Source organism: Rhodobacter maris, assembly GCF_900217815.1.
In the GTDB taxonomy this organism is placed as follows: Bacteria; Pseudomonadota; Alphaproteobacteria; order Rhodobacterales; family Rhodobacteraceae; genus Rhodobacter; species Rhodobacter maris.
The window spans coordinates 24,501-43,289 of sequence record NZ_OBMT01000007.1 but is presented as its reverse complement, the minus strand read 5'-3'; the positions used below and the strand labels follow the sequence as shown (position 1 = coordinate 43,289).

The window sequence follows — 18,789 nt, the reverse complement described above, 5'->3', positions numbered from 1 at the left end:
GGCGCGGAACCGCTTACAATCTAGCGATTTTCTGCATTGATCATGGATTTTCGAGGGCGGCGGTGAGTGTTACGTTAACTCCGGGGAGCCACTCTGGCGCGATGCGTCAGGCGATGGCCTGAAGGGTGCGGGAACATTAAGAATGGTGATGCGGGATCTCGACGACAACGCCTGGCGGGCGCAGCTTGAAGAATTGGGCGAGCAGGAGGGCTATTTCGAGCCGCTCGGTGTGTCCCATGCTGCGCTCTTTGCCGATCGCGGCCCGGTTTTGCTCGTCACTTTCGAGACCCGCGCCGCGATCCGCGCGAGCACCGATGACCAGCGCCCCTTCGGCTTCACCCTGACAAGGACGGCGAAGTATTCCAGCCTGACCCTGATCGCAGATGACGACAGCTGGTTTCGCGACGCCACGGTCTATGCCTATTTCGACCGGCTCGTCGACGAGGCCTTCTTCGAGGATTTCGACCGGGTGGTGTTTTATGGCGCCGGGGCCTGCGGCTATGCGGCCGCCGCCTATTCGGTTGCCGCGCCCGGCGCAACAGTGGTGATGATCGCCCCACAGGCCACGCTTGAGGCGCGCCGTGCCGGCTGGGACGACCGCTTCCGCCGCAAGCGCCGTCTCGATTTCACCAAGCGCTACGGCTATGCGCCCGACATGCTCGATGCCGCGGCCCAGGGCTTCGTGATCTATGACCCGAACGAGAGGCTCGACGCGATGCATGCGGCGCTGATGGCCCGCCCGCAAGTTGCCCTGCTCCCCTGCCGCGGGCTTGGCAGTGCCGCGGAGGCGGTGCTTACAGAGATGGATGTACTTGAGCCGATGCTGGCTCAGGCCTGCGCGGGCGCGCTGGACGAGGCGGAGTTCTGGCGCCTTTATCGTGCGCGTCGCGCCACGGTGCGTTATCTGCGCAACCTTTCAAATGCGCTCGGCAACGCCGGGCGCCCCTGGCTTGAGGCGATCTTGTGCCGCAATGTGGTCCGCCGGCTCGGCGGGCCGCGGTTTCGCAACCGGCTGACCACGCTTGAGGCAGAACTTAACCGTCAGGGGATCGCCCTGCCCGCTCCCCTTGCCCCGGGGCGCGAGAGCGCCTGACCGGCTCCGGCTCCCCGGGCTTCAGCCCCGCAGCCGCGCCTGCAGCCGCGCCTCGACCGCGGGCGGCACGAAACGCGATACATCTCCGCCGAGCCGGGCGATTTCCTTCACCAGCTTCGAGGCGATCGCCTGACGGCGCGCATCGGCCATCATGAACACCGTCTCGATACTGTCGTCGAGCGCGCGGTTCATGCCAACCATCTGGAATTCATATTCGAAATCCGCAACCGCGCGCAGGCCGCGGATGATCACGCTCGCCCCGACATCGCGCGCGCAGTCAATCAGCAGGTTCTCGAACGGATGCACGACAATCTCGCCGCCACAGCGCGCGGTGATCCCCTTGCATTCGGCCTGCAACATCTCGACCCGCTCCTCGAGCGAAAAGAGCGGCCCCTTGTCACGGTTGATCGCCACGCCGATCACCAGCCGGTCAACCAGCGCCAGCGCACGCTGGATGATATCGGTATGGCCGAGCGTCACCGGATCGAATGTGCCGGGGTAAAGGCCGATGCGCATGGTTCCCTCCTCCTGCGCCGCTTCACGAACGGGTGAGGGCACGCAACAGGATTCGCGGCGGATTTGCAAGCGCTCTGGCGCCGCGCCGCAGCGTCACGCGGCCCCGGAGATACGGGTCGGGCTCGCGGCCAAGGCGCCGGTACTGGCGAGGGCTTCGAGCCGGGCCACCTCGCGGCGCATGCCCCGACCGAGCGCAGTTGCAAGCCGCTCAAGCCGGGCGGAGCGGCGGTCATCGGCATGGCGGATGAGCCAGAAGGTGCGGGAGAGCGCGATGTCATCGGGCAGCACCCGCACCACACCCGGCGTGAAGGGCAGCGCAAAATCATGCACGATGCCAAGCCCTGCCCCCGCGCGCAGCATCTGCATCTGCACCGAAACCGAGTTCGAGGCGAGCCGCACCATCTCGGCCCGGGTCTCGGCCAAATAGTCGAGCTCCTTGTCAAAGATCATGTCGGGAATGTAGCCGACGATGCGGTGGGGGGAGAGATCGGCGCGGGAGCGGATCGTCGGATGGGTTGCGAGATAGGCCTCATGCCCCGCCAGATGCAATTGATAATCCACGAGCTTCTGCACCGTCAGCCGCCCCGCCGAGGGCGGGGAGACGGCAATCGCCATATCCGCCTCACGCTTCGAGAGGTTGAACACCCGCGGCAGCGCGACGATCTGGATCTCGAGGCCCGGATGGGCATCCGAGATCTCGGCGCAAACCTGCGGCAAAAGATAGTTCGCGCAGCCATCGGGCGCGCCAATGCGAAGCTGCCCGGTGAGCGAGCCATCCGGGCCTGCGAGCGCCTCGGCGGCCCCGGTCATCGCCGCTTCCGCCGCCTCGGCATGGGGCAAAAGCCGACCGCCGGCTTCGGTGAGCGCATAGCCTTGTGGCGACTTGGCAAAGAGCGCCGCGCCCATTGCCGCCTCCAGCCGGGCCACGCGCCGCCCCACCGTGGCCGCATCGCATTTGAGCACCCGCCCCGCGCCCGACAGGCTCTCGGCCCGCGCCACCGCCAGAAACACCCGCAGATCGTCCCAGTCCATCCGCTACCTTTGCAAAAGTGCAAAACGCTTTTGCCAGACTTCCTGTTTGTGGCGCATTTTCGCAAGGCTAAACTGCGCGCAACAGCACAAATGCGCCCGCGGGGCAGCTCAGTCAGGGAGAGAACGATGAAAGAGATCGGCCACTGGATCGACGGCAAGATGGTCGCGGGCACCTCGGGGCGGTTTACCGAGGTGCTGAACCCCGCGACGGGCGAGGTGATCGCCAAGGTCGCGCTCGCCACCACCGCCGAGCTTGACGCGGCGGTCGCCGCGGCGGCGAAGGCCCAGCCCGACTGGGCGGCGACGAACCCGCAGCGCCGCGCGCGGGTGATGATGAAATTCGGCGATCTGATCAACGCGCATATGGATGAGCTGGCCGAGCTCGTCTCGCGCGAGCATGGCAAGGTGCTCGCGGACGGGCGCGGCGACGTGCAGCGCGGCCTTGAGGTGATCGAGGTCTGCATGGGCGCGCCCGCGCTGATGAAGGGCGAGTACACCGGCGACGCGGGCCCCGGCATCGACCTTTACTCGATGCGCCAGCCGCTCGGCGTCGTGGCCGGCATCACGCCCTTCAACTTCCCGGCGATGATCCCGCTGTGGAAGATGGGCCCGGCGCTTGTCGCGGGCAATGCGATGATCCTCAAACCCTCCGAGCGCTGCCCCTCGACCTCGCTGCGTCTGGCCGAACTCGCCAAGGAGGCGGGCCTGCCCGATGGCGTTCTGCAGGTGGTGAACGGCGACAAGGAAGCGGTCGACGCGATCCTCGACAACGAGACCATTCAGGCGGTGGGCTTTGTCGGCTCCACGCCGATCGCGCAATATATCTATGGCCGGGCCTGCTCGAACGGCAAGCGCGCGCAATGCTTTGGCGGCGCGAAAAACCACATGATCATCATGCCCGATGCCGATATGGACAAGGCCGCCGATGCGCTCGTCGGCGCAGGCTTCGGCGCGGCGGGCGAGCGCTGCATGGCGATCTCGGTGGCCGTTCCGGTGGGCAAGGGCACGGCCGAGGCGCTGGTCGAACGGCTGATCCCGAAGATCGAGAAGCTGAAGGTCGGCCCCTATACGGGCGGCGCGGACATCGACTTTGGCCCGGTCATCACCGCACAGGCGAAGGCGCGGATCGAAGGGCTGATCGACTCGGGCGTCGCGGCGGGCGCGAAGCTCGTGGTCGACGGGCGCGGGCTGAAGATCCAGGGCTATGAGGGCGGCTTTTATGTTGGCCCGACGCTCTTTGACGAAGTGACCCCGGAGATGGAGATCTACAAGCAGGAGATCTTTGGCCCGGTGCTGAGCGTGGTGCGGCAGGAGAGCTACGAGGATGCCCTCAAGCTGATCATCGACAATGATTACGGCAATGGCACCGCGATCTTCACCGCCGATGGCGACACCGCGCGCGATTTTGCGGCGCGGGTGAATGTGGGCATGGTGGGGATCAACTTCCCGATCCCGGTGCCGCTTTCCTACTACACCTTCGGCGGCTGGAAAAAATCGGCCTTTGGTGATCTCAACCAATATGGCCCCGATGCGCTGCGCTTTTACACCAAGACCAAGACCGTCACCGCGCGCTGGTTCTCCGGCATCAAGGACGGTGTGGCGCTGAACTTCAAGGCGCTCGACTGAGGGGCCACGCGCCTTTCGGCGGAAGTATTTGCGGCAGGTTGAAAGGCCCGTCTTTCATCTTGCCGAAAATATCCCGGGGGTGAATTCGCGCCTGCGCGAAGAGGGGGCAGCGCCCCCTCCTCTCCCCTTGCAAAACTGCTGTAACGATTGGCAACTAAACAGACGTTCAATTCAGGCGCTTTGGGAGGGGAGCATGGATTTCACGCTGAGCGAGGAGAGCCGGGCCATTTTCGAGATGGCCCAAGCCTTCGGGCAGGAAGAGATCGCGCCCCACGCGCGCGCCTGGGAGGCGGCAGGAACGATCCCGCGCGCGCTTTGGGCCAAGGTCGCCGCGCTCGGGCTTGGCGGGCTTTATGTCTCGGAGGAGCACGGCGGATCGGGGCTGAGCCGGCTCGATGCCACGCTCGTCTTTGAAGCGCTCGCAATGGCCTGCCCCTCGGTGAGCGCCTTCCTCTCGATCCACAACATGTGCGGCGGCATGATCGAAAAATTCGGCGCGCCCGACCTCAAGGACCGCTTCCTGCCGAAGCTCTGCACGATGGAGACGGTGTTTTCCTATTGCCTCACCGAACCGGGCTCGGGCTCGGATGCGGCGGCCCTGCGCACCCGCGCGGAAGCGGTGCCTCAGGGTTGGAAGCTCAACGGCACCAAAGCCTTCATCTCGGGGGGCGGCTATTCGGACGCCTATATCACCATGGTGCGCACCGGAGAGCCCGGGCCGAAAGGGATCTCGACGGTGATCGTGGAGGCGGGCACGCCCGGGCTCAGCTTTGGCGCGAAGGAAGACAAGATGGGCTGGCGCGCCCAGCCGACCGCGCAGGTGCAGTTTGACGATTGCATCATTCCCGCCGAGAACCTTGTTGGCGCGCCGGGGCGCGGGTTCAGCTATGCGATGGCCGGGCTCGACGGCGGGCGGCTCAACATTGCCGCCTCGGCGCTCGGCGGGGCGCAGGCGGCGATGAATGCGACCCTTGCCTATATGGGCGAGCGCAAGGCCTTCGGCCAATCGCTCGACCAGTTCCAAGCGCTGCAATTCCGCCTCGCCGAGATGGAGGTGAAGCTGCAATCGGCCCGGATCTTTTTGCGCCAGGCCGCCTGGAAGCTCGACCAAGGCGCGCCGGACGCCACAAAGTTCTGCGCCATGGCAAAGCTTTACGTCACCGATGCCGCTTTCGATGTGGCCAATCAATGCCTGCAACTCCATGGTGGTTACGGCTACCTTGCCGATTACGGCATCGAGAAGATCCTGCGCGATCTGCGCGTGCACCAGATCCTCGAAGGCACCAATGAAATCATGCGGCTGATCATCGGCCGCGCTGTTCTGGCGGAGCGGGACTGATGCAAGATGACTGGATGATCGCGCGCAAGGAGGGCCGCGCCGGGCGGCTCACCTTCAATCGGCCGCAAGCACTCAATGCGCTCGACGAGAGCATGGCTGCGGTGATTGAAGCAGCGCTTGACGCCTGGCGCACTGACCCGGAGGTCGCGCTGGTGGTGATCGACGCGGCGGGCGAGCGCGCCTTTTGCGCGGGCGGCGACATTGCCGCCGTCTACCACGCCGGGCGCGCGGGAGATTATGAGCTGGGCCGCGCATTCTGGCGCGCCGAATACCGGATGAACGCAAAAATCGCCGAATACCCCAAGCCCATCGTCGCCTTCATGCAGGGCTTCGTGATGGGCGGTGGCGTTGGCGTGGGCGGCCATGCGAGCCACCGCGTGATTGGCGAGAGCACGCAGATCGCCATGCCCGAAACCGGGATCGGCCTCATCCCCGACGTGGGCGGCTCGCTCATTTTGGCGCGCGCTCCGGGGCGGGTGGGCGAATACCTTGGCACGACGGGCGGGCGGATCGGCGCCGCCGATGCGCTTTACGCGGGCTTTGCCGATATTTTCCTGCCAGAGCCACGCTGGCCCGAAGTGATTGCCCAGCTCGTTGCAACCGGCGAGGCCTCGGTGATCCCGCGCGGCTTTCACCCCGAGGCCAAGGGGTTTCTGGCGGACCGCCGCCCCGAGATCGAGACGATCTTCGGCGGCAAGGACATCGCGGCCATCGTTGCCAAACTCGCCGCGCTACCAACGAAATTTGCCGCCGAAACGCTGGCCACGCTCAAGCGCAACTCCGTGCTGAGCGAGGAATGCACGCTGCGCCTGGTGCGGATGACGCGCGCCACGCCAAATATCCGCGAGGCGCTGAGCAATGAGTTCCGCTTCACCTATCGCGCGGTGGAACAGGCCGAATTCCTTGAGGGGGTGCGCGCGCAGATCATCGACAAGGACCGGATGCCGCGCTGGCGCCACAGCCTCGAAACCCTGCCCGAAGCCTTGGTGACGGCGCTGCTCGCGCCGCTGCCGCGCGGCACGGAGATTGCTTTCGACGCCTGAAAGACGCGTCACAACATTCTGGGAGGACACATGAAAATCGGTTTTATCGGGCTTGGCAACATGGGCGCGCCGATGGCCGCCAATTTGGCAAAGGCGGGCCATGAGGTGGCGGGTTTCGACCTCGCCGCCCCCTGCCCCGAAGGCGTGCGCAAAGCCGCCTCCGCCCCCGAGGCCGCCGCGGGCGCCGCCGTGGTTATCACCATGCTGCCCAATGGCGCGATCCTGCGCGCGGTGGCCGATCAGGTGATCCCGGCAATGGCGGCGGGCGCGGTGCTCTGCGACTGCTCGACGGTCGATGTGGAAAGCGCGCGCGCGGTGGCCGAGCACGCCGCGGCAGCCGGGCTTGCGGCACTCGATGCGCCGGTCTCGGGCGGCGTTGGCGGCGCCACGGCGGGCACGCTCACCTTCATGGTGGGCGGCCCCGAGACCGCCTTTGCCACGGTCGAGCCGCTCTTTGCGATCATGGGGCAAAAGGCCGTGCATTGCGGCGCCGCCGGGGCCGGTCAGGCCGCCAAGATCTGCAACAACATGATCCTCGGCGTCACCATGATCGCCACCTGCGAGGCCTTTGCACTCGCGGACAAGCTCGGCCTCGACCGGGCGAAGATGTTCGATGTGGTCTCCACCTCCTCGGGCTATTCCTGGACCATGAACGCCTATTGCCCGGCGCCCGGGGTCGGGCCGAAGAGCCCCGCCGACAATGATTACAAACCCGGCTTTGCCGCAGAGCTGATGCTCAAGGATCTGCGGCTGAGCCAGCAGGCGGCAGAAGCGGTCGATGCCGATACGCCGATGGGCGCAGAGGCGGCGGCACTTTATGCGCGTTTCGTCGAAGAGGAGGACGGGCGCGGCATGGATTTCTCGGCGATGCTGCCGCGGTTCGAGAAACGCTCCCGCGGCTGAACCCTGGAATTGGGCCATGAGCGGCGCCTTGCCGCGCAGAGATCACATCGGCGCGAGCGGCGACGTATTCTGCCCGCTCGCGCGTAATGAGGGTGAAGAACAAGGAGAACCCTCATGAAACGCATGCTTGTGACGGCCACGATCCTCGCCACCGCGCTCGCCGGTTTTGCCCCCGCGGTTCAGGCGCAGCAAAGCAACACTTGCCAAGGGCCGAACTGTTTTGTCCCCGGCCAGCCGCAGCAAGGGCAAAAGCCGCAAGCTCAGAAACCTCAGGGGCAAAAACCCCAGGGCCAGCAGTCGCAGGGCCAAAAACCTCAAGGCCAGAAACCTCAAGGCCAAAAACCCGGAGGCCAGCAACAAGGGCAGTTCCAGCCCGGGCAGCCCCCCTCGGGCGGTCAGTTCGGCCAGAACGGCCGGGGCAATGGCGGGCATGCCCAGAACGGAAACCCGCAGCAGGGGCAGATCCCGCCGGGCCCGCCGCAACAAGGCGCGCGACCGATAGGCCAGGGCGAGCGCGGCACCCCGCAGATGGCGCAGACCCCGTCCGGCCAGCCGCCGCGGGGCGACGCCCCCGGACAGGGCCATTTCCGCAACCCGCCCGGCCATGCGCCGACCACGGCCCAGCTGCGTCATCTGCCGCCGCCGCCGCATGGGCGTGAATACCGGGTCGTCAATGACCGTGTGGTGCTGATCGATTCCGACACGCTCGCCACTGTGGCGGTGCTCGGCCTGCTCAGCGCGCTCCTGAAAAACTGAGGCGCAGCGCGCTTCCCAAACCCTGCGCCACCGCGAGAGGCGGCCACAGAGCCCTTGTCTTCGGCCCGGCGCAGGGCCTAAATCCTCCCATGACCTGCTGGATCGATACCGCCCCCGCCCTCGCCCGCCTCGGCTCTGCCGAACGCAGCCAACTCGCCGAGCTGACCCCGATGGACGTGCCCAAGGGCGCGGTTCTGTTTCGCCCCGGCGATGCGGTGCAGGGCTTCGTTCTGGTGCTCTCGGGCCGGGTGGAAGTGTTCCTGACCGGGGCGAACGGGCGGGAACTCATGCTTTATGCCGTCGAGCCGGGGCAGACCTGCGTGCAGACCACGCTGGGGCTGCTGGGCGAGGCGGCCTATACCGGCGAGGCGATCGCCACCCAGCCCGCGCGCATCGTGCTGGTGCCGCGCGCCACGTTTTTGCGCCTGATGGAAGACAGTCCCTCCTTCCGTACGCTCGTTTTCTCGGCGATGGCGGTGCGGATGGAAGAGGTGATCCGGCTGATGGAGCGGGTGTCGTTCCAATCCGTCGAGAGCCGGCTCGCGGGCTGGCTCCTCGCGCGCGCCGAAGCGGGCCGGGTCCTGGCCACCCATGCCGAGATCGCGGCGCAAATCGGCTCGGCGCGCGAGGTCGTGTCGCGCCGGCTCGATGCCTTTGCGCGTCGCGGCTGGGTGCGCACCGAGCGCGGCCTTGTCGAGATCCGCGATCCGGCAGCGCTGCGGCGCCTCGATGCCGTCGCCGAGACGGGTTGATCGCGCGCCCGTGAACCGGGTCTGTGACCACGTCACCGACCGGAGCGGCGCGGCGTGCTAGCTTGCCTTCAGCGCCTTTGAAACCATCCCGGGCGACCGGGCAGAGATGGAGTTGCACATGTTCAAGAACAACGTCGGCGGGATCGACAAAATCGCCCGGATCGTGGTCGGTATTGCTCTGATTGCCGCCTTCTTCCTGACCTCGGGCGGGCCGATGCACTGGCTTTTGCTGATCGGCGTCGTGCCGCTGATCACCGGGTTTGCCGGCACCTGCCCGCTCTATTCGATCGTCGGCATCAATACCTGCAAGAAATAACCCGCTTTCGGGGGGCCTCGTCCCGGCCCCCTCCCGCAAACCCGCCGCAGCTCCGGCCCGGCGGGTTTTCATTTGCCCCCACGCACCCTAGACTGCGCGGATGACCCGCCTCGTTTTCGCTGTTATTCTTGCTCTGTTGCTCCCCGCGCCACAGATGCTGCGTGCGGAAGTCCCATCCGGATGCAAGGTGATTGCGGCGACCGGAGACCGCTTTTGCAAATACGGCAACCGCTGGAAACTTGAGAGCATCCGCGCCCCGGATTATGCGGTGGGGGATGCTTTCCCGGTCTATGACCAGTCGATGCTGATGGATCTGCACGGCTATGGACTGCCGCCGGTCGATGGGCCCTGGCGCTATTACCTGCGCGCGGGGGTGATCTATCGGGTCTCGGCCGATACGCATCGGGTGCTCGAGGTGATCGGGCGGCGCAGCCGCCCGTGAGGGCGGAAGGGGGCGCAGCCCCCTATTCTGCAGCGAGCCTGATGCCGAGCATCGGCGCGAGATAGCGCCCGGTATGGCTCTCGGGCACGCGCACGATCGCTTCCGGCGTGCCTTCCGCCACGATCCGGCCGCCGCCATCGCCGCCCTCCGGGCCGATGTCGATGATCCAGTCGGCGGTCTTGATCACATCAAGATTGTGCTCGATCACCACCACCGTATTGCCCTGATCGACGAGCGAATGCAGCACTTCGAGGAGCTTTCTGACATCCTCGAAATGCAGCCCCGTGGTCGGCTCGTCGAGAATGTAGAGCGTGCGCCCCGTGGCGCGGCGGGAAAGCTCCTTGGACAGCTTGACCCGCTGCGCCTCGCCGCCCGAAAGCGTCGTCGCCTGCTGGCCAACCTTGATATAGCCGAGCCCCACCTCGACCAGCGCATCCATCTTCTCGCGGATCGAGGGCACCGCCTTGAAAAACTCCTGCGCATCCTCGACCGTCATGTCGAGCACATCGGCGATCGACTTGCCCTTGAACTCCACCTCCAGCGTCTCGCGGTTGTAGCGCTTGCCCTTGCAGGTCTCGCATTCAACATAGACATCGGGCAGGAAGTGCATCTCGATCTTGATCACCCCGTCGCCCTGACAGGCCTCGCAGCGCCCGCCCTTGACGTTGAAGGAAAACCGGCCCGGCTTGTAGCCGCGCGCCTTCGCCTCGGGCAGGCCCGCGAACCAGTCGCGAATATGGGTGAAGGCGCCGGTATAGGTGGCCGGGTTGGAGCGCGGGGTGCGCCCGATCGGGCGCTGGTCGATGTCGATCACCTTGTCGAGATGCTCGAACCCCTTGATGCTGTCGCAAGGCGCGGGCGTCTCGCGCGCGCCGTTCAAGCGCATCGCCGCGGTCTTGTAGAGCGTCTCGATCGTCAGGGTCGATTTGCCGCCGCCCGAAACCCCGGTGACGCAGACGAATTTGCCAAGCGGAAAATCGACCGTCACATCCTTGAGGTTGTTGCCGCAGGCTTTTGAAATGGTGAGCTTCTTGCCATTACCTTCACGGCGGAGCGCGGGCACGTCGATGGCGCGGGTGCCGCTGAGATATTGCCCGGTGAGCGAGGCGGGATCGGCGGCGATCTCTTCGGGCGTGCCGCGCGCCACCACCTGCCCGCCATGCACCCCGGCGCCGGGGCCGATGTCGAACACGTAATCGGCATGGCGGATCGCATCCTCGTCATGCTCCACCACCAGCACCGTATTGCCCTGATCGCGCAGGTTCTTGAGCGTGCCAAGAAGCCGGTCATTGTCGCGCTGATGAAGGCCAATCGAGGGCTCGTCGAGCACGTAAAGCACGCCCGTCAGCCCCGAGCCGATCTGGCTCGCGAGCCGGATGCGCTGGCTCTCGCCGCCCGAGAGCGTGCCCGCGGCGCGGCTCAGCGTCAGGTAATCGAGCCCCACATTGACCAGAAAGCCGAGCCGCTCGCGGATCTCCTTCAGGATCGCGCGGGCGATCTCGTTTTTCTGCGCGCTCAGGCTCTCGGGCACGGAGCCGATCCAGCGATGCGCCTCCCGGATCGACATCTCGACCACCTGACCGATGTGCAAGCCGCCGATCTTCACCGCCAGCGCCTCGGGCTTCAGCCGGTGCCCGCCGCAGGCGCCGCAGGGCCGGTTGTTCTGGTAGCGCTCCATCTCCTCGCGCGACCAGGCAGAATCCGTCTCGCGGTAGCGGCGCTCCATGTTCGGGATGATGCCTTCAAAGCTGCGGCTGACCTCGTAGACCCGCCCGCCCTCGTCGAAGCGAAACTTGATCTGATCCTCGCCCGACCCGTAAAGAAAGAGCCGCTGCACCTCCGGGGCGAGGTCTTTCCACGCCTTGCGCTTGTCAAAGCCGTAGTGCTTGGCCAGCGCGTCGATGGTCTGGGTGAAATAGGGGCTTTTCGACTTGGCCCAAGGGGCGAGCGCCCCGGCCATCAGGGTGAGCGATACATCGGGCACAACCAGCCGCTCATCGAAGAACAGCTCCACCCCAAGCCCGTCGCAGACCGGGCAGGCGCCGAACGGCGCGTTGAAGGAAAAAAGCCGCGGCTCGATCTCGGGAATGGTGAAGCCCGAGACCGGGCAGGCGAATTTTTCGGAGAATGTGATGCGCTCGGGCTCCTTGCCGGTCTCGGTATCTGCGCTGGTCAGCGCCTCTTCCCAAAGTGCGATGCCGTCGGCAAGGTCGAGGGCGGTGCGCAAACTGTCGGCGAGCCGGGTCTCGAGCCCCGGGCGCACCACGATCCGGTCCACCACCACATCAATGTTGTGGCGGAACTTCTTGTCGAGCACGGGCGGTTCCTCAAGGTCATAGAAAACCCCGTTCACCTTCACGCGCTGGAACCCGGTTTTGCGCCATTCGGCAAATTCCTTGCGGTATTCGCCCTTCCGGTCGCGGATCACGGGGGCGAGCAGGTAGCCGCGGGCGCCCTCGTCCATCGCCATCACCCGGTCGACCATGTCCTGTACCTGCTGTGCCTCGATCGGCAGGCCGGTCGCCGGGCTGTAGGGCGTGCCCGCGCGGGCAAAGAGCAGCCGCAAGTAGTCGTAAATCTCGGTCACCGTGCCGACCGTCGAGCGCGGGTTTTTCGAGGTGGTCTTTTGCTCGATCGAGATCGCGGGCGAGAGCCCCGAGATATGGTCGACATCGGGCTTGCCCATCATGTCGAGGAACTGCCGCGCATAGGCCGAGAGGCTTTCGACATAGCGGCGCTGCCCCTCGGCATAAATCGTGTCGAAGGCGAGCGACGACTTGCCCGAACCGGACAGCCCGGTGATCACGGTCAGCGCATCGCGCGGGATGTCGAGATCGACCCCCTTGAGATTGTGCTCGCGCGCGCCCCGCACCTCGATGAATTTCTGCTCGGCCATGATCGTCCCCTGAACTCTGCCCCATAGATAGGGGGGCAGGACTGAGTCTCCAACGGGAATCTGCGAACAGACCAAGAACTCTTGGGCCGTGCGGCCGCTTTTGGCCCGGTCCGCCCGGATCGGCGGCAGAGCGCCCAAGTTATTCATTTCTTCGCATGTTTATGACAAAAACGCTTGAACCCCGGGCCGGTTTGGCCCCATGAAACAGCGCGGCGCCCCTCCTCGCGCCGACAGGAAAGGAAAGCCAGATGTTCAACTTTCTGCGCCCCTCGGGCAGTGGCGGTGCCAGTGTCGAACGGATCGACCCGCGCGAAGCGGTGAGCAAGGTCGCCAAGGGCGAAATCGTGTTGATCGACGTGCGCGAGGGCATGGAGCTGCGCGCCTCAGGCAAGGCGAAAGGCGCGCTGCATGTGCCGATGGCCGCGTTGAAGATGAAATGCGACCCGTCGAGCCCGGAATGTCTGAAAGAGCTCTCTCTCGACAAGCCGGTGGCGCTTTACTGCGCCTCGGGCGCGCGCAGCCAGGGTGCGGCGCAGATGCTCGCGACGATGGGCTACAAGCATGTCTACAACATCGGCGGGCTGCATGACTGGCACGCCGCGGGCGGTCTGGTCGTCCGGTAAGAAAGCGGGGACGCTGCCCCTTTCTGGCCCCCGGCCAAGTCACTCCCGGGATATTTGGGCAAGATCGAAGGCAAGACCGGTTCTGCCTTCGACCCGGTACGAATATCCCGGAGAGAGTCCGAAGGACGGGGGGCAGCGCCCCCCTTTGCCGCTCGGGATCAGAGCGCGCGCCAGCCGATGTCGCGCCGACAGAACCCTTCCGGCCAGTCGATCGCATCGACCATTTGATAAGCGCGCTCCTGCGCCTCTTGCAGGCTCGCGCCCCGCGCGGTGACATTGAGCACCCGGCCGCCGGTGGCGATGATCCTGCCCTCTTTCAGCGCCGTGCCGGCATGAAAGACCATTTGCGCCGAGCTTTCCGCAAGCGCATCAAGCCCGTTGATTTCGCTTCCCTTTTGATAGGCGCCCGGATAGCCCTTCGCCGCCATCACGACGGTGAGGGCGTGATCCTCAGCCCAGGTTGCCGAAAGCCCCGCAAGCCGCCCTTCGGCACAGGCCTGCAGCAGGTCGAGCGCCTGCGCGCCGAGCCGCAGCATCAGCACCTGACATTCCGGATCGCCAAAGCGGACGTTGTATTCCACAAGCCGCGCCCGGTCCTGATCGATCATCAGCCCGGCATAGAGCACACCTTGGAACGGCGTGCCGCGCGCCGCCATCTCGGCCACGGTCGGGCGGATGATCTGATCGAGCACTTGTTCCTGCAAGGCCGCACTCAGCACCGGCGCGGGCGAATAGGCCCCCATGCCGCCGGTATTGGGGCCGGTATCGCCCTCCCCCACCCGCTTGTGATCCTGCGCGGTGCCGACGGGCAGCACATCCTTGCCATCGCAGAGCACGAAGAAGCTCGCCTCCTCGCCCGCCATGAATTCCTCGATCACCACCTCGGCGCCCGCCGCGCCAAAGGCACCACCGAAAATCTCGCGCAGCCCCGCCTCGGCCTCATCGAGCGTCATCGCCACGATCACGCCCTTGCCTGCCGCGAGGCCATCGGCCTTCACCACGATCGGCGCGCCACAGGCGCGGACATAATCCAGCGCCGGGTCAAGCGCCGAGAACCGTGCCCAGGCCGCCGTAGGCGCGCCACAGGCGTCGCACACTTCCTTGGTGAAGGCTTTCGAGGCCTCAAGCTGTGCCGCCGCCGCCGAGGGGCCAAAGGTCAGCACGCCCGCGGCGCGAAGCGCATCGGCCACGCCCGCAGCGAGCGGCGCCTCGGGGCCGATGATCACGAAATCAATGGCGTTTTCCGCGACACAGGCCAGCACGGCGGCGGCATCGCAGGGGTCGATCTGCGCCAGATCGGCGATCTGGCCGATCCCGGCATTGCCCGGCGCGACGATCAGCCGGTCGCATTTCGGGTTTTGCTTCACCGCCCAGGCCAGCGCATGTTCGCGCCCGCCGCTCCCCAGAATGAGAATGTTCATCGCGCGCTCCCTCTTGGCCCTTGGCCTCGGCTTTCGCGCCTTCTAAGGTTTCGCAAACCCGCAGGCAAGGCGACATGGACATTCTCGAAGACGGCCCGGGCCCGAACGGCCCCTCGAACGCGCATGATTACACCGTGTCGGAGATCTCCGGCGCGGTGAAACGAATGATCGAGGGCGAGTTTGGCCGGGTGCGGGTGCGCGGCGAGGTGGGCCGGGTGAGCCGCCCCTCCTCGGGTCATCTCTATTTCGACCTCAAGGACGCCAATGCCGTGATGGCGGCGGTGAGCTGGAAGGGGCAAGTGGCGAAGATGCAGATCCACCCCGAAGAGGGGATGGAGGTGATCGCCACCGGGCGGATGACGACCTTTCCGGGCCAGTCGAAATACCAGCTCATTGTCGATGATGTGGAGCCTGCGGGGGCGGGTGCGTTGATGGCGATGCTGGAGGCGCGGCGCAAGGCGCTTGCCGCCGAGGGCCTGTTTGACCCCGCGCGCAAGCGCCCCCTGCCCTATCTGCCCGAGGTGATCGGCGTTGTCACCTCGCCCTCGGGGGCGGTGATCCGGGACATCCTGCACCGGCTGCGCGACCGGTTTCCGCGCCGTGTCCTCCTTTGGCCCGTCGCAGTGCAGGGGCAGGCCTGCGCACCCGAGGTGAGCGCCGCGATCCGCGGCTTCAATGCGCTTGCGCCGGGCGGGCCGGCGCCGCGGCCCGATCTGATCATCGTCGCGCGCGGTGGCGGCTCGCTCGAAGATCTTTGGGGCTTCAACGAGGAAGCGGTGGTGCGGGCCGCCGCCGAGAGCCGGATTCCGCTGATTTCGGCGGTGGGCCATGAGACGGATACGACGCTCATTGACCATGCCGCGGACCGGCGCGCCCCCACCCCCACGGCGGCGGCCGAAATGGCGGTGCCGGTGCGCGCCGAGCTGGCCGCACGGCTGAACGATCTGGAGGCGCGGAGCAAACGCGCGCTGCTCTCCCGCCTCGACGCCCGCCGCCAGCGGCTCGCCGACCTTGCCCGCGCGCTCGGTCGCCCCGATGCGGCGCTGCGCCCGAAGCGGCAGCGCTTCGACCTCACCGCCGACCGGCTCCTGCCCGCGCTTGAGCGCGTGGTGGTGAAGAAACGCGCGGCCTTCGCGCCCCTTGCCGCGCGCGTGACGCCGCGGCTGTTGCAAAGCTACCTGCGCCATGAACGCGAGCGGCTCGGCCAGTTGTCCGGGCGGCTCCAGCAAGCGCCCGGCGCGCGCTTCGCCGCGCTCCATGACCGGCTCGACCGGCTTGAACGGCTGCGCCTCACGCTCGGCTATACCGAGACGCTGCGGCGCGGTTATGCGGTGGTGCGTGGCCCGGGCGAGACGGTGCTGACCACGGCCGAAGCCGCGACCCAAGCGGGCGCCTTCGAGATCGAATTTGCCGATGGCAGGCTTTCGGCCGTTACAGGCGCCGCGCCGGGTGCCCCGCCAGCCCCCGCCTCCGCTCCCGCAGCCCCCAAGCCGAAGACCAAGAAAAAAGCCCCGCCGGAGCAGGGCTCGCTGTTCTGAGGCTCAGACCCCGATCTCGGGGCCGGGGCAGTTGAGCGGCACGGTGCTTTCGCGCAGGGAGACGAGCGGCTCGCCGTCCTGCCGCCCCTCGAACCAGGCCACAAGCCCCTCGGGCCCGTGATGGAAGGTCCAGCACTGCAGCCCAACCTCGGCGTGGTGATAATCAAAGCAGATCTGCTCGCCCTGTGCGAACCAGTCTCCCTCCTGGCAATCGCCTTCGGCAAAAGCCCAGACAACCTTGTGCCCGGGTCGGTATTCCTCGATCCCGTAAACCTCGCCTTCGGCGGTGTAGGTAATCGTCTTGCCCAGCGTCAGCGCGTCGAATTCCTCGGCGGTGAGCGGCGGGCCCAGATCTTCCGCGCTGGCAAGCACCGGAACGGCAGCAAGGACGAGGGCAAGGGTCATGGCGCGCATCAGGGTCTCCTTTCGCGCCAGAGTGCCGCAAAGCAGGCGCGGCGCAAAGCCACGCCTGCGTGAGTCTTCACGTCTCGGGCGCCATTTCCACCCGTGGCGCCGCCTCGGCCTTGCGCAGACCCAGCACCCGCTCATCCATCGCCGCGCGCCATTTCGAGGGCACAAGCGCCAGCGCCGCCATCACCCGCAGGCTGTGGGGCAGGATCGGCCGCCCGGGCGCCGCGATATCGCCCAGTCGCAGCGCCGGATAGGGCCGCGTCGGATGAGCGTGATGGTCGGAATGGCGCGGCGCATTGAGCATGACGAGCGAAGAGAGGGTTTCGGTCGCGTCCCAGCTGTGCGCCTCGCTCACCGGCTCATATTGGCCGGGCGCGATCTGGCGGCGCAAAAGCCCGTAATGCTGGACGTAATCGCTCAGCAGGATCTGCAACTGCGCATAGCCACAAAGCGCGAGATAGGCAAAGAGCCCGCCCCAGCCGAAAAACAGCACCGCCCCGATCACGCACCAAGAGCCCCCCAGCAGGTAGAGCACATAGGGGTTGAGCGCGGCGAGGCGCGCCTTCAGCCCCGGTTTCGGCCCGAGCGCCGCCTTGCGCTGCGCGGCCCGCGCTTTTTCGATCTCGAGCCCGGCCTTGAAACCGCCGATCCACGCGCGCGGCGCGAAGGACCAGAAGCTTTCGCCAAGCGTGGCGGTGGCGGGATCTTGCGGCGTGGCCACGGCGGCATGATGCACCAGCCGGTGCGCCGAGACGTGATGGCCGAAAAGAAGCGTGACATAGACCCATTTTCCCAGGGAAAAGAGGCCGCGTTCGGGGCGGTGGATCAGCTCATGGGCATTGGCATGCGAGACCTGCCCGAACCAGAGCCCCGCGGCGACGAGCAGCAGGATCCGCGACACGATCCCGGTGCCGGCAAAGCCCGCGATCGCGCCGACGACAATCACCAGCAGCACGAAATGAGTGATCGCCAGCGCCTTGGAGAGCGTGTCGGCGGCGGGGAATTCGGCGCCCTCTGGCGCATCGGGCGACGGCCCGGGCAAGCGCCGGTCGACCAGATCGATGCCAATCAACATCCAGGCCAGGGCCAGAACGGCCCAGAGCCCGCCAAAGAGCGCACTGAAGAGGATCAAAACGACGGGAACGAACGTCATCAGCGCGAAGCTGTCAACGCCCGGAACCTCGCGGCCAAGGCGACGCAGCCCCTTGAGCGCATCGACGAAAGTCGCGAAGGGCAGTTCGGTGGGCTTGTCGGTGGGTTTTTCTGTCATGATGCGGGATCTCCTGTACGAAGGGTCCGACTTGATTTCCTCCATAGCGGGAAACCAGCGCCACGGGGGGGGTGACGACTTGCCGCGGCGGCGGTTTTGTGGCTCCTTCGGGGGATGGTTGCCCTCACCTTCGTCACCCTGCCGTTTTTCTGTGCTGCCTTCGCGCTCGCGCTCTGGCAGGGGGCGTCTTTTGTCGCGGCCCCGCCGAGCTGGCGCAAATCGCTCGTCAAGACGGGCGCGGTGGCAGCACTTGCCGCCGGGGTGGCGGTGGTCGCACCTGCGGGGCCTGCCGCCCTGATTCTCTGGGGACTGGTGGCAGGCTCGGCCGGGGATTTCGCACTCTCGCGCCCCGGACAGGCCGCGTTTCTTTCCGGCATGGCGGCTTTCGCGCTTGGCCATCTCGCCTATGCGGCAGCGTTTTTCGCGCTGGGGACCGGCGGCCCCGCGCTTTATCCCGCAGTCACCGCAACCGCTCTGGCGCTTTGTGCGCTCCTTTGCATCGCCCCCCGCGCGGGCGCGCTCGGCTGGCCGGTGCGGGCCTATATCGGAGTGATCTGGGTCATGGTGATCGCGGCGCTGCGCGTGCCCGATCTGCGGCTCGTCACCGGCGCCGCGCTTTTCATGACCTCCGATTTCCTTCTTGCGCTTGAGCTGTTCGTGTTGCCCGAGGGGCGGACGCGCCGCCTTGCCGCCTTTGCCGTCTGGGCGCTCTACTGGCCCGCCCAGGCGCTGATCGCGCTTGCCGCGCTCGGCTGACCGGGCTTCACCCTTTCCAGCCGCGTCCCGATCGGCTAGGGATCGGTCAAAATGGA

18 protein-coding genes are annotated in these 18,789 nt (G+C 66.5%); 12 read left to right on the top strand and 6 right to left on the bottom strand.

Annotated features, from left to right (window positions below; genetic code table 11):
* Positions 1–148 precede the first annotated feature (148 nt).
* The gene (locus CRO22_RS10885; protein WP_245860949.1) at positions 149–1,093 is read left to right on the top strand and encodes a phosphoadenosine phosphosulfate reductase; all 945 of its coding nucleotides are present in this window, start codon (positions 149–151) and stop codon (positions 1,091–1,093) included.
* Between the two features lie 21 nt (positions 1,094–1,114).
* On the opposite strand, the gene coaD is transcribed toward CRO22_RS10885, so the two are convergent.
* Together coaD and CRO22_RS10875 are read right to left on the bottom strand one after the other, a co-directional pair.
* Entirely contained in the window at positions 1,115–1,609 is a 495-nt protein-coding gene (gene coaD, locus CRO22_RS10880; RefSeq protein WP_097070179.1) for a pantetheine-phosphate adenylyltransferase, read from the bottom strand.
* Positions 1,610–1,702: 93 nt separating this feature from the next.
* Positions 1,703–2,641 carry a LysR family transcriptional regulator gene (locus CRO22_RS10875; RefSeq protein WP_097070178.1) on the bottom strand — a complete coding sequence of 313 codons (939 nt, stop codon included), beginning with the start codon at positions 2,639–2,641 and terminating at the stop codon, positions 1,703–1,705.
* Positions 2,642–2,767: 126 nt separating this feature from the next.
* On the opposite strand from CRO22_RS10875, the gene CRO22_RS10870 reads away from it, so the two are divergent.
* The 8 genes from CRO22_RS10870 to CRO22_RS10835 all read left to right on the top strand — a co-directional run bounded on the left by CRO22_RS10870 (position 2,768) and on the right by CRO22_RS10835 (position 9,818).
* A complete protein-coding gene (locus CRO22_RS10870) occupies positions 2,768–4,267 on the top strand; it encodes a CoA-acylating methylmalonate-semialdehyde dehydrogenase (RefSeq protein WP_097070177.1) in 1,500 nt (499 codons plus the stop codon).
* Between the two features lie 193 nt (positions 4,268–4,460).
* The gene (locus tag CRO22_RS10865; protein WP_097070176.1) at positions 4,461–5,606 is read left to right on the top strand and encodes an acyl-CoA dehydrogenase family protein; all 1,146 of its coding nucleotides are present in this window, start codon (positions 4,461–4,463) and stop codon (positions 5,604–5,606) included.
* Complete coding sequence (locus CRO22_RS10860) at positions 5,606–6,649, top strand: enoyl-CoA hydratase/isomerase family protein (protein ID WP_097070175.1); 1,044 nt, start codon at positions 5,606–5,608, stop codon at positions 6,647–6,649. The genes CRO22_RS10865 and CRO22_RS10860 overlap by 1 nt, the downstream gene beginning before the upstream one ends.
* Positions 6,650–6,679: 30 nt before the next feature.
* A complete protein-coding gene (gene mmsB / locus CRO22_RS10855; RefSeq protein WP_097070174.1) occupies positions 6,680–7,552 on the top strand; it encodes a 3-hydroxyisobutyrate dehydrogenase in 873 nt (290 codons plus the stop codon).
* Between the two features lie 114 nt (positions 7,553–7,666).
* Entirely contained in the window at positions 7,667–8,308 is a 642-nt protein-coding gene (locus tag CRO22_RS10850; RefSeq protein WP_097070173.1) for a hypothetical protein, read from the top strand.
* A gap of 89 nt (positions 8,309–8,397) precedes the next feature.
* Entirely contained in the window at positions 8,398–9,060 is a 663-nt protein-coding gene (locus tag CRO22_RS10845; protein ID WP_097070172.1) for a Crp/Fnr family transcriptional regulator, read from the top strand.
* Between the two features lie 118 nt (positions 9,061–9,178).
* Positions 9,179–9,376, top strand: a complete 198-nt coding sequence (locus CRO22_RS10840; RefSeq protein ID WP_097070300.1) for a YgaP family membrane protein — start codon at positions 9,179–9,181, stop codon at positions 9,374–9,376.
* A 187-nt stretch (positions 9,377–9,563) separates the two neighbouring features.
* Positions 9,564–9,818 (top strand): hypothetical protein, encoded by a 255-nt coding sequence (locus tag CRO22_RS10835; protein ID WP_097070171.1) that lies wholly within the window; start codon positions 9,564–9,566, stop codon positions 9,816–9,818.
* Between the two features lie 22 nt (positions 9,819–9,840).
* Here CRO22_RS10835 and uvrA read toward each other — a convergent pair whose 3' ends face one another.
* Positions 9,841–12,714 carry an excinuclease ABC subunit UvrA gene (gene uvrA / locus CRO22_RS10830; protein ID WP_097070170.1) on the bottom strand — a complete coding sequence of 958 codons (2,874 nt, stop codon included), beginning with the start codon at positions 12,712–12,714 and terminating at the stop codon, positions 9,841–9,843.
* Positions 12,715–12,962: 248 nt separating this feature from the next.
* On the opposite strand from uvrA, the gene CRO22_RS10825 reads away from it, so the two are divergent.
* Complete coding sequence (locus tag CRO22_RS10825) at positions 12,963–13,337, top strand: rhodanese-like domain-containing protein (protein ID WP_097070169.1); 375 nt, start codon at positions 12,963–12,965, stop codon at positions 13,335–13,337.
* A gap of 158 nt (positions 13,338–13,495) precedes the next feature.
* On the opposite strand, the gene purD is transcribed toward CRO22_RS10825, so the two are convergent.
* Complete coding sequence (purD, locus tag CRO22_RS10820; RefSeq protein WP_097070168.1) at positions 13,496–14,758, bottom strand: phosphoribosylamine--glycine ligase; 1,263 nt, start codon at positions 14,756–14,758, stop codon at positions 13,496–13,498.
* Between the two features lie 74 nt (positions 14,759–14,832).
* On the opposite strand from purD, the gene xseA reads away from it, so the two are divergent.
* Positions 14,833–16,296 carry an exodeoxyribonuclease VII large subunit gene (gene xseA, locus CRO22_RS10815; protein WP_097070167.1) on the top strand — a complete coding sequence of 488 codons (1,464 nt, stop codon included), beginning with the start codon at positions 14,833–14,835 and terminating at the stop codon, positions 16,294–16,296.
* 3 nt (positions 16,297–16,299) lie between these two features.
* On the opposite strand, the gene CRO22_RS10810 is transcribed toward xseA, so the two are convergent.
* Both CRO22_RS10810 and CRO22_RS10805 read right to left on the bottom strand, forming a co-directional pair.
* A complete protein-coding gene (locus tag CRO22_RS10810) occupies positions 16,300–16,710 on the bottom strand; it encodes a hypothetical protein (RefSeq protein WP_097070166.1) in 411 nt (136 codons plus the stop codon).
* A gap of 67 nt (positions 16,711–16,777) precedes the next feature.
* Entirely contained in the window at positions 16,778–17,977 is a 1,200-nt protein-coding gene (locus CRO22_RS10805) for an alkane 1-monooxygenase (protein ID WP_245860948.1), read from the bottom strand.
* 114 nt (positions 17,978–18,091) lie between these two features.
* Between CRO22_RS10805 and CRO22_RS10800 the strand changes: the two genes are divergently transcribed.
* Complete coding sequence (locus CRO22_RS10800; protein WP_097070165.1) at positions 18,092–18,733, top strand: lysoplasmalogenase family protein; 642 nt, start codon at positions 18,092–18,094, stop codon at positions 18,731–18,733.
* The last annotated feature ends 56 nt before the right edge of the window (positions 18,734–18,789 follow it).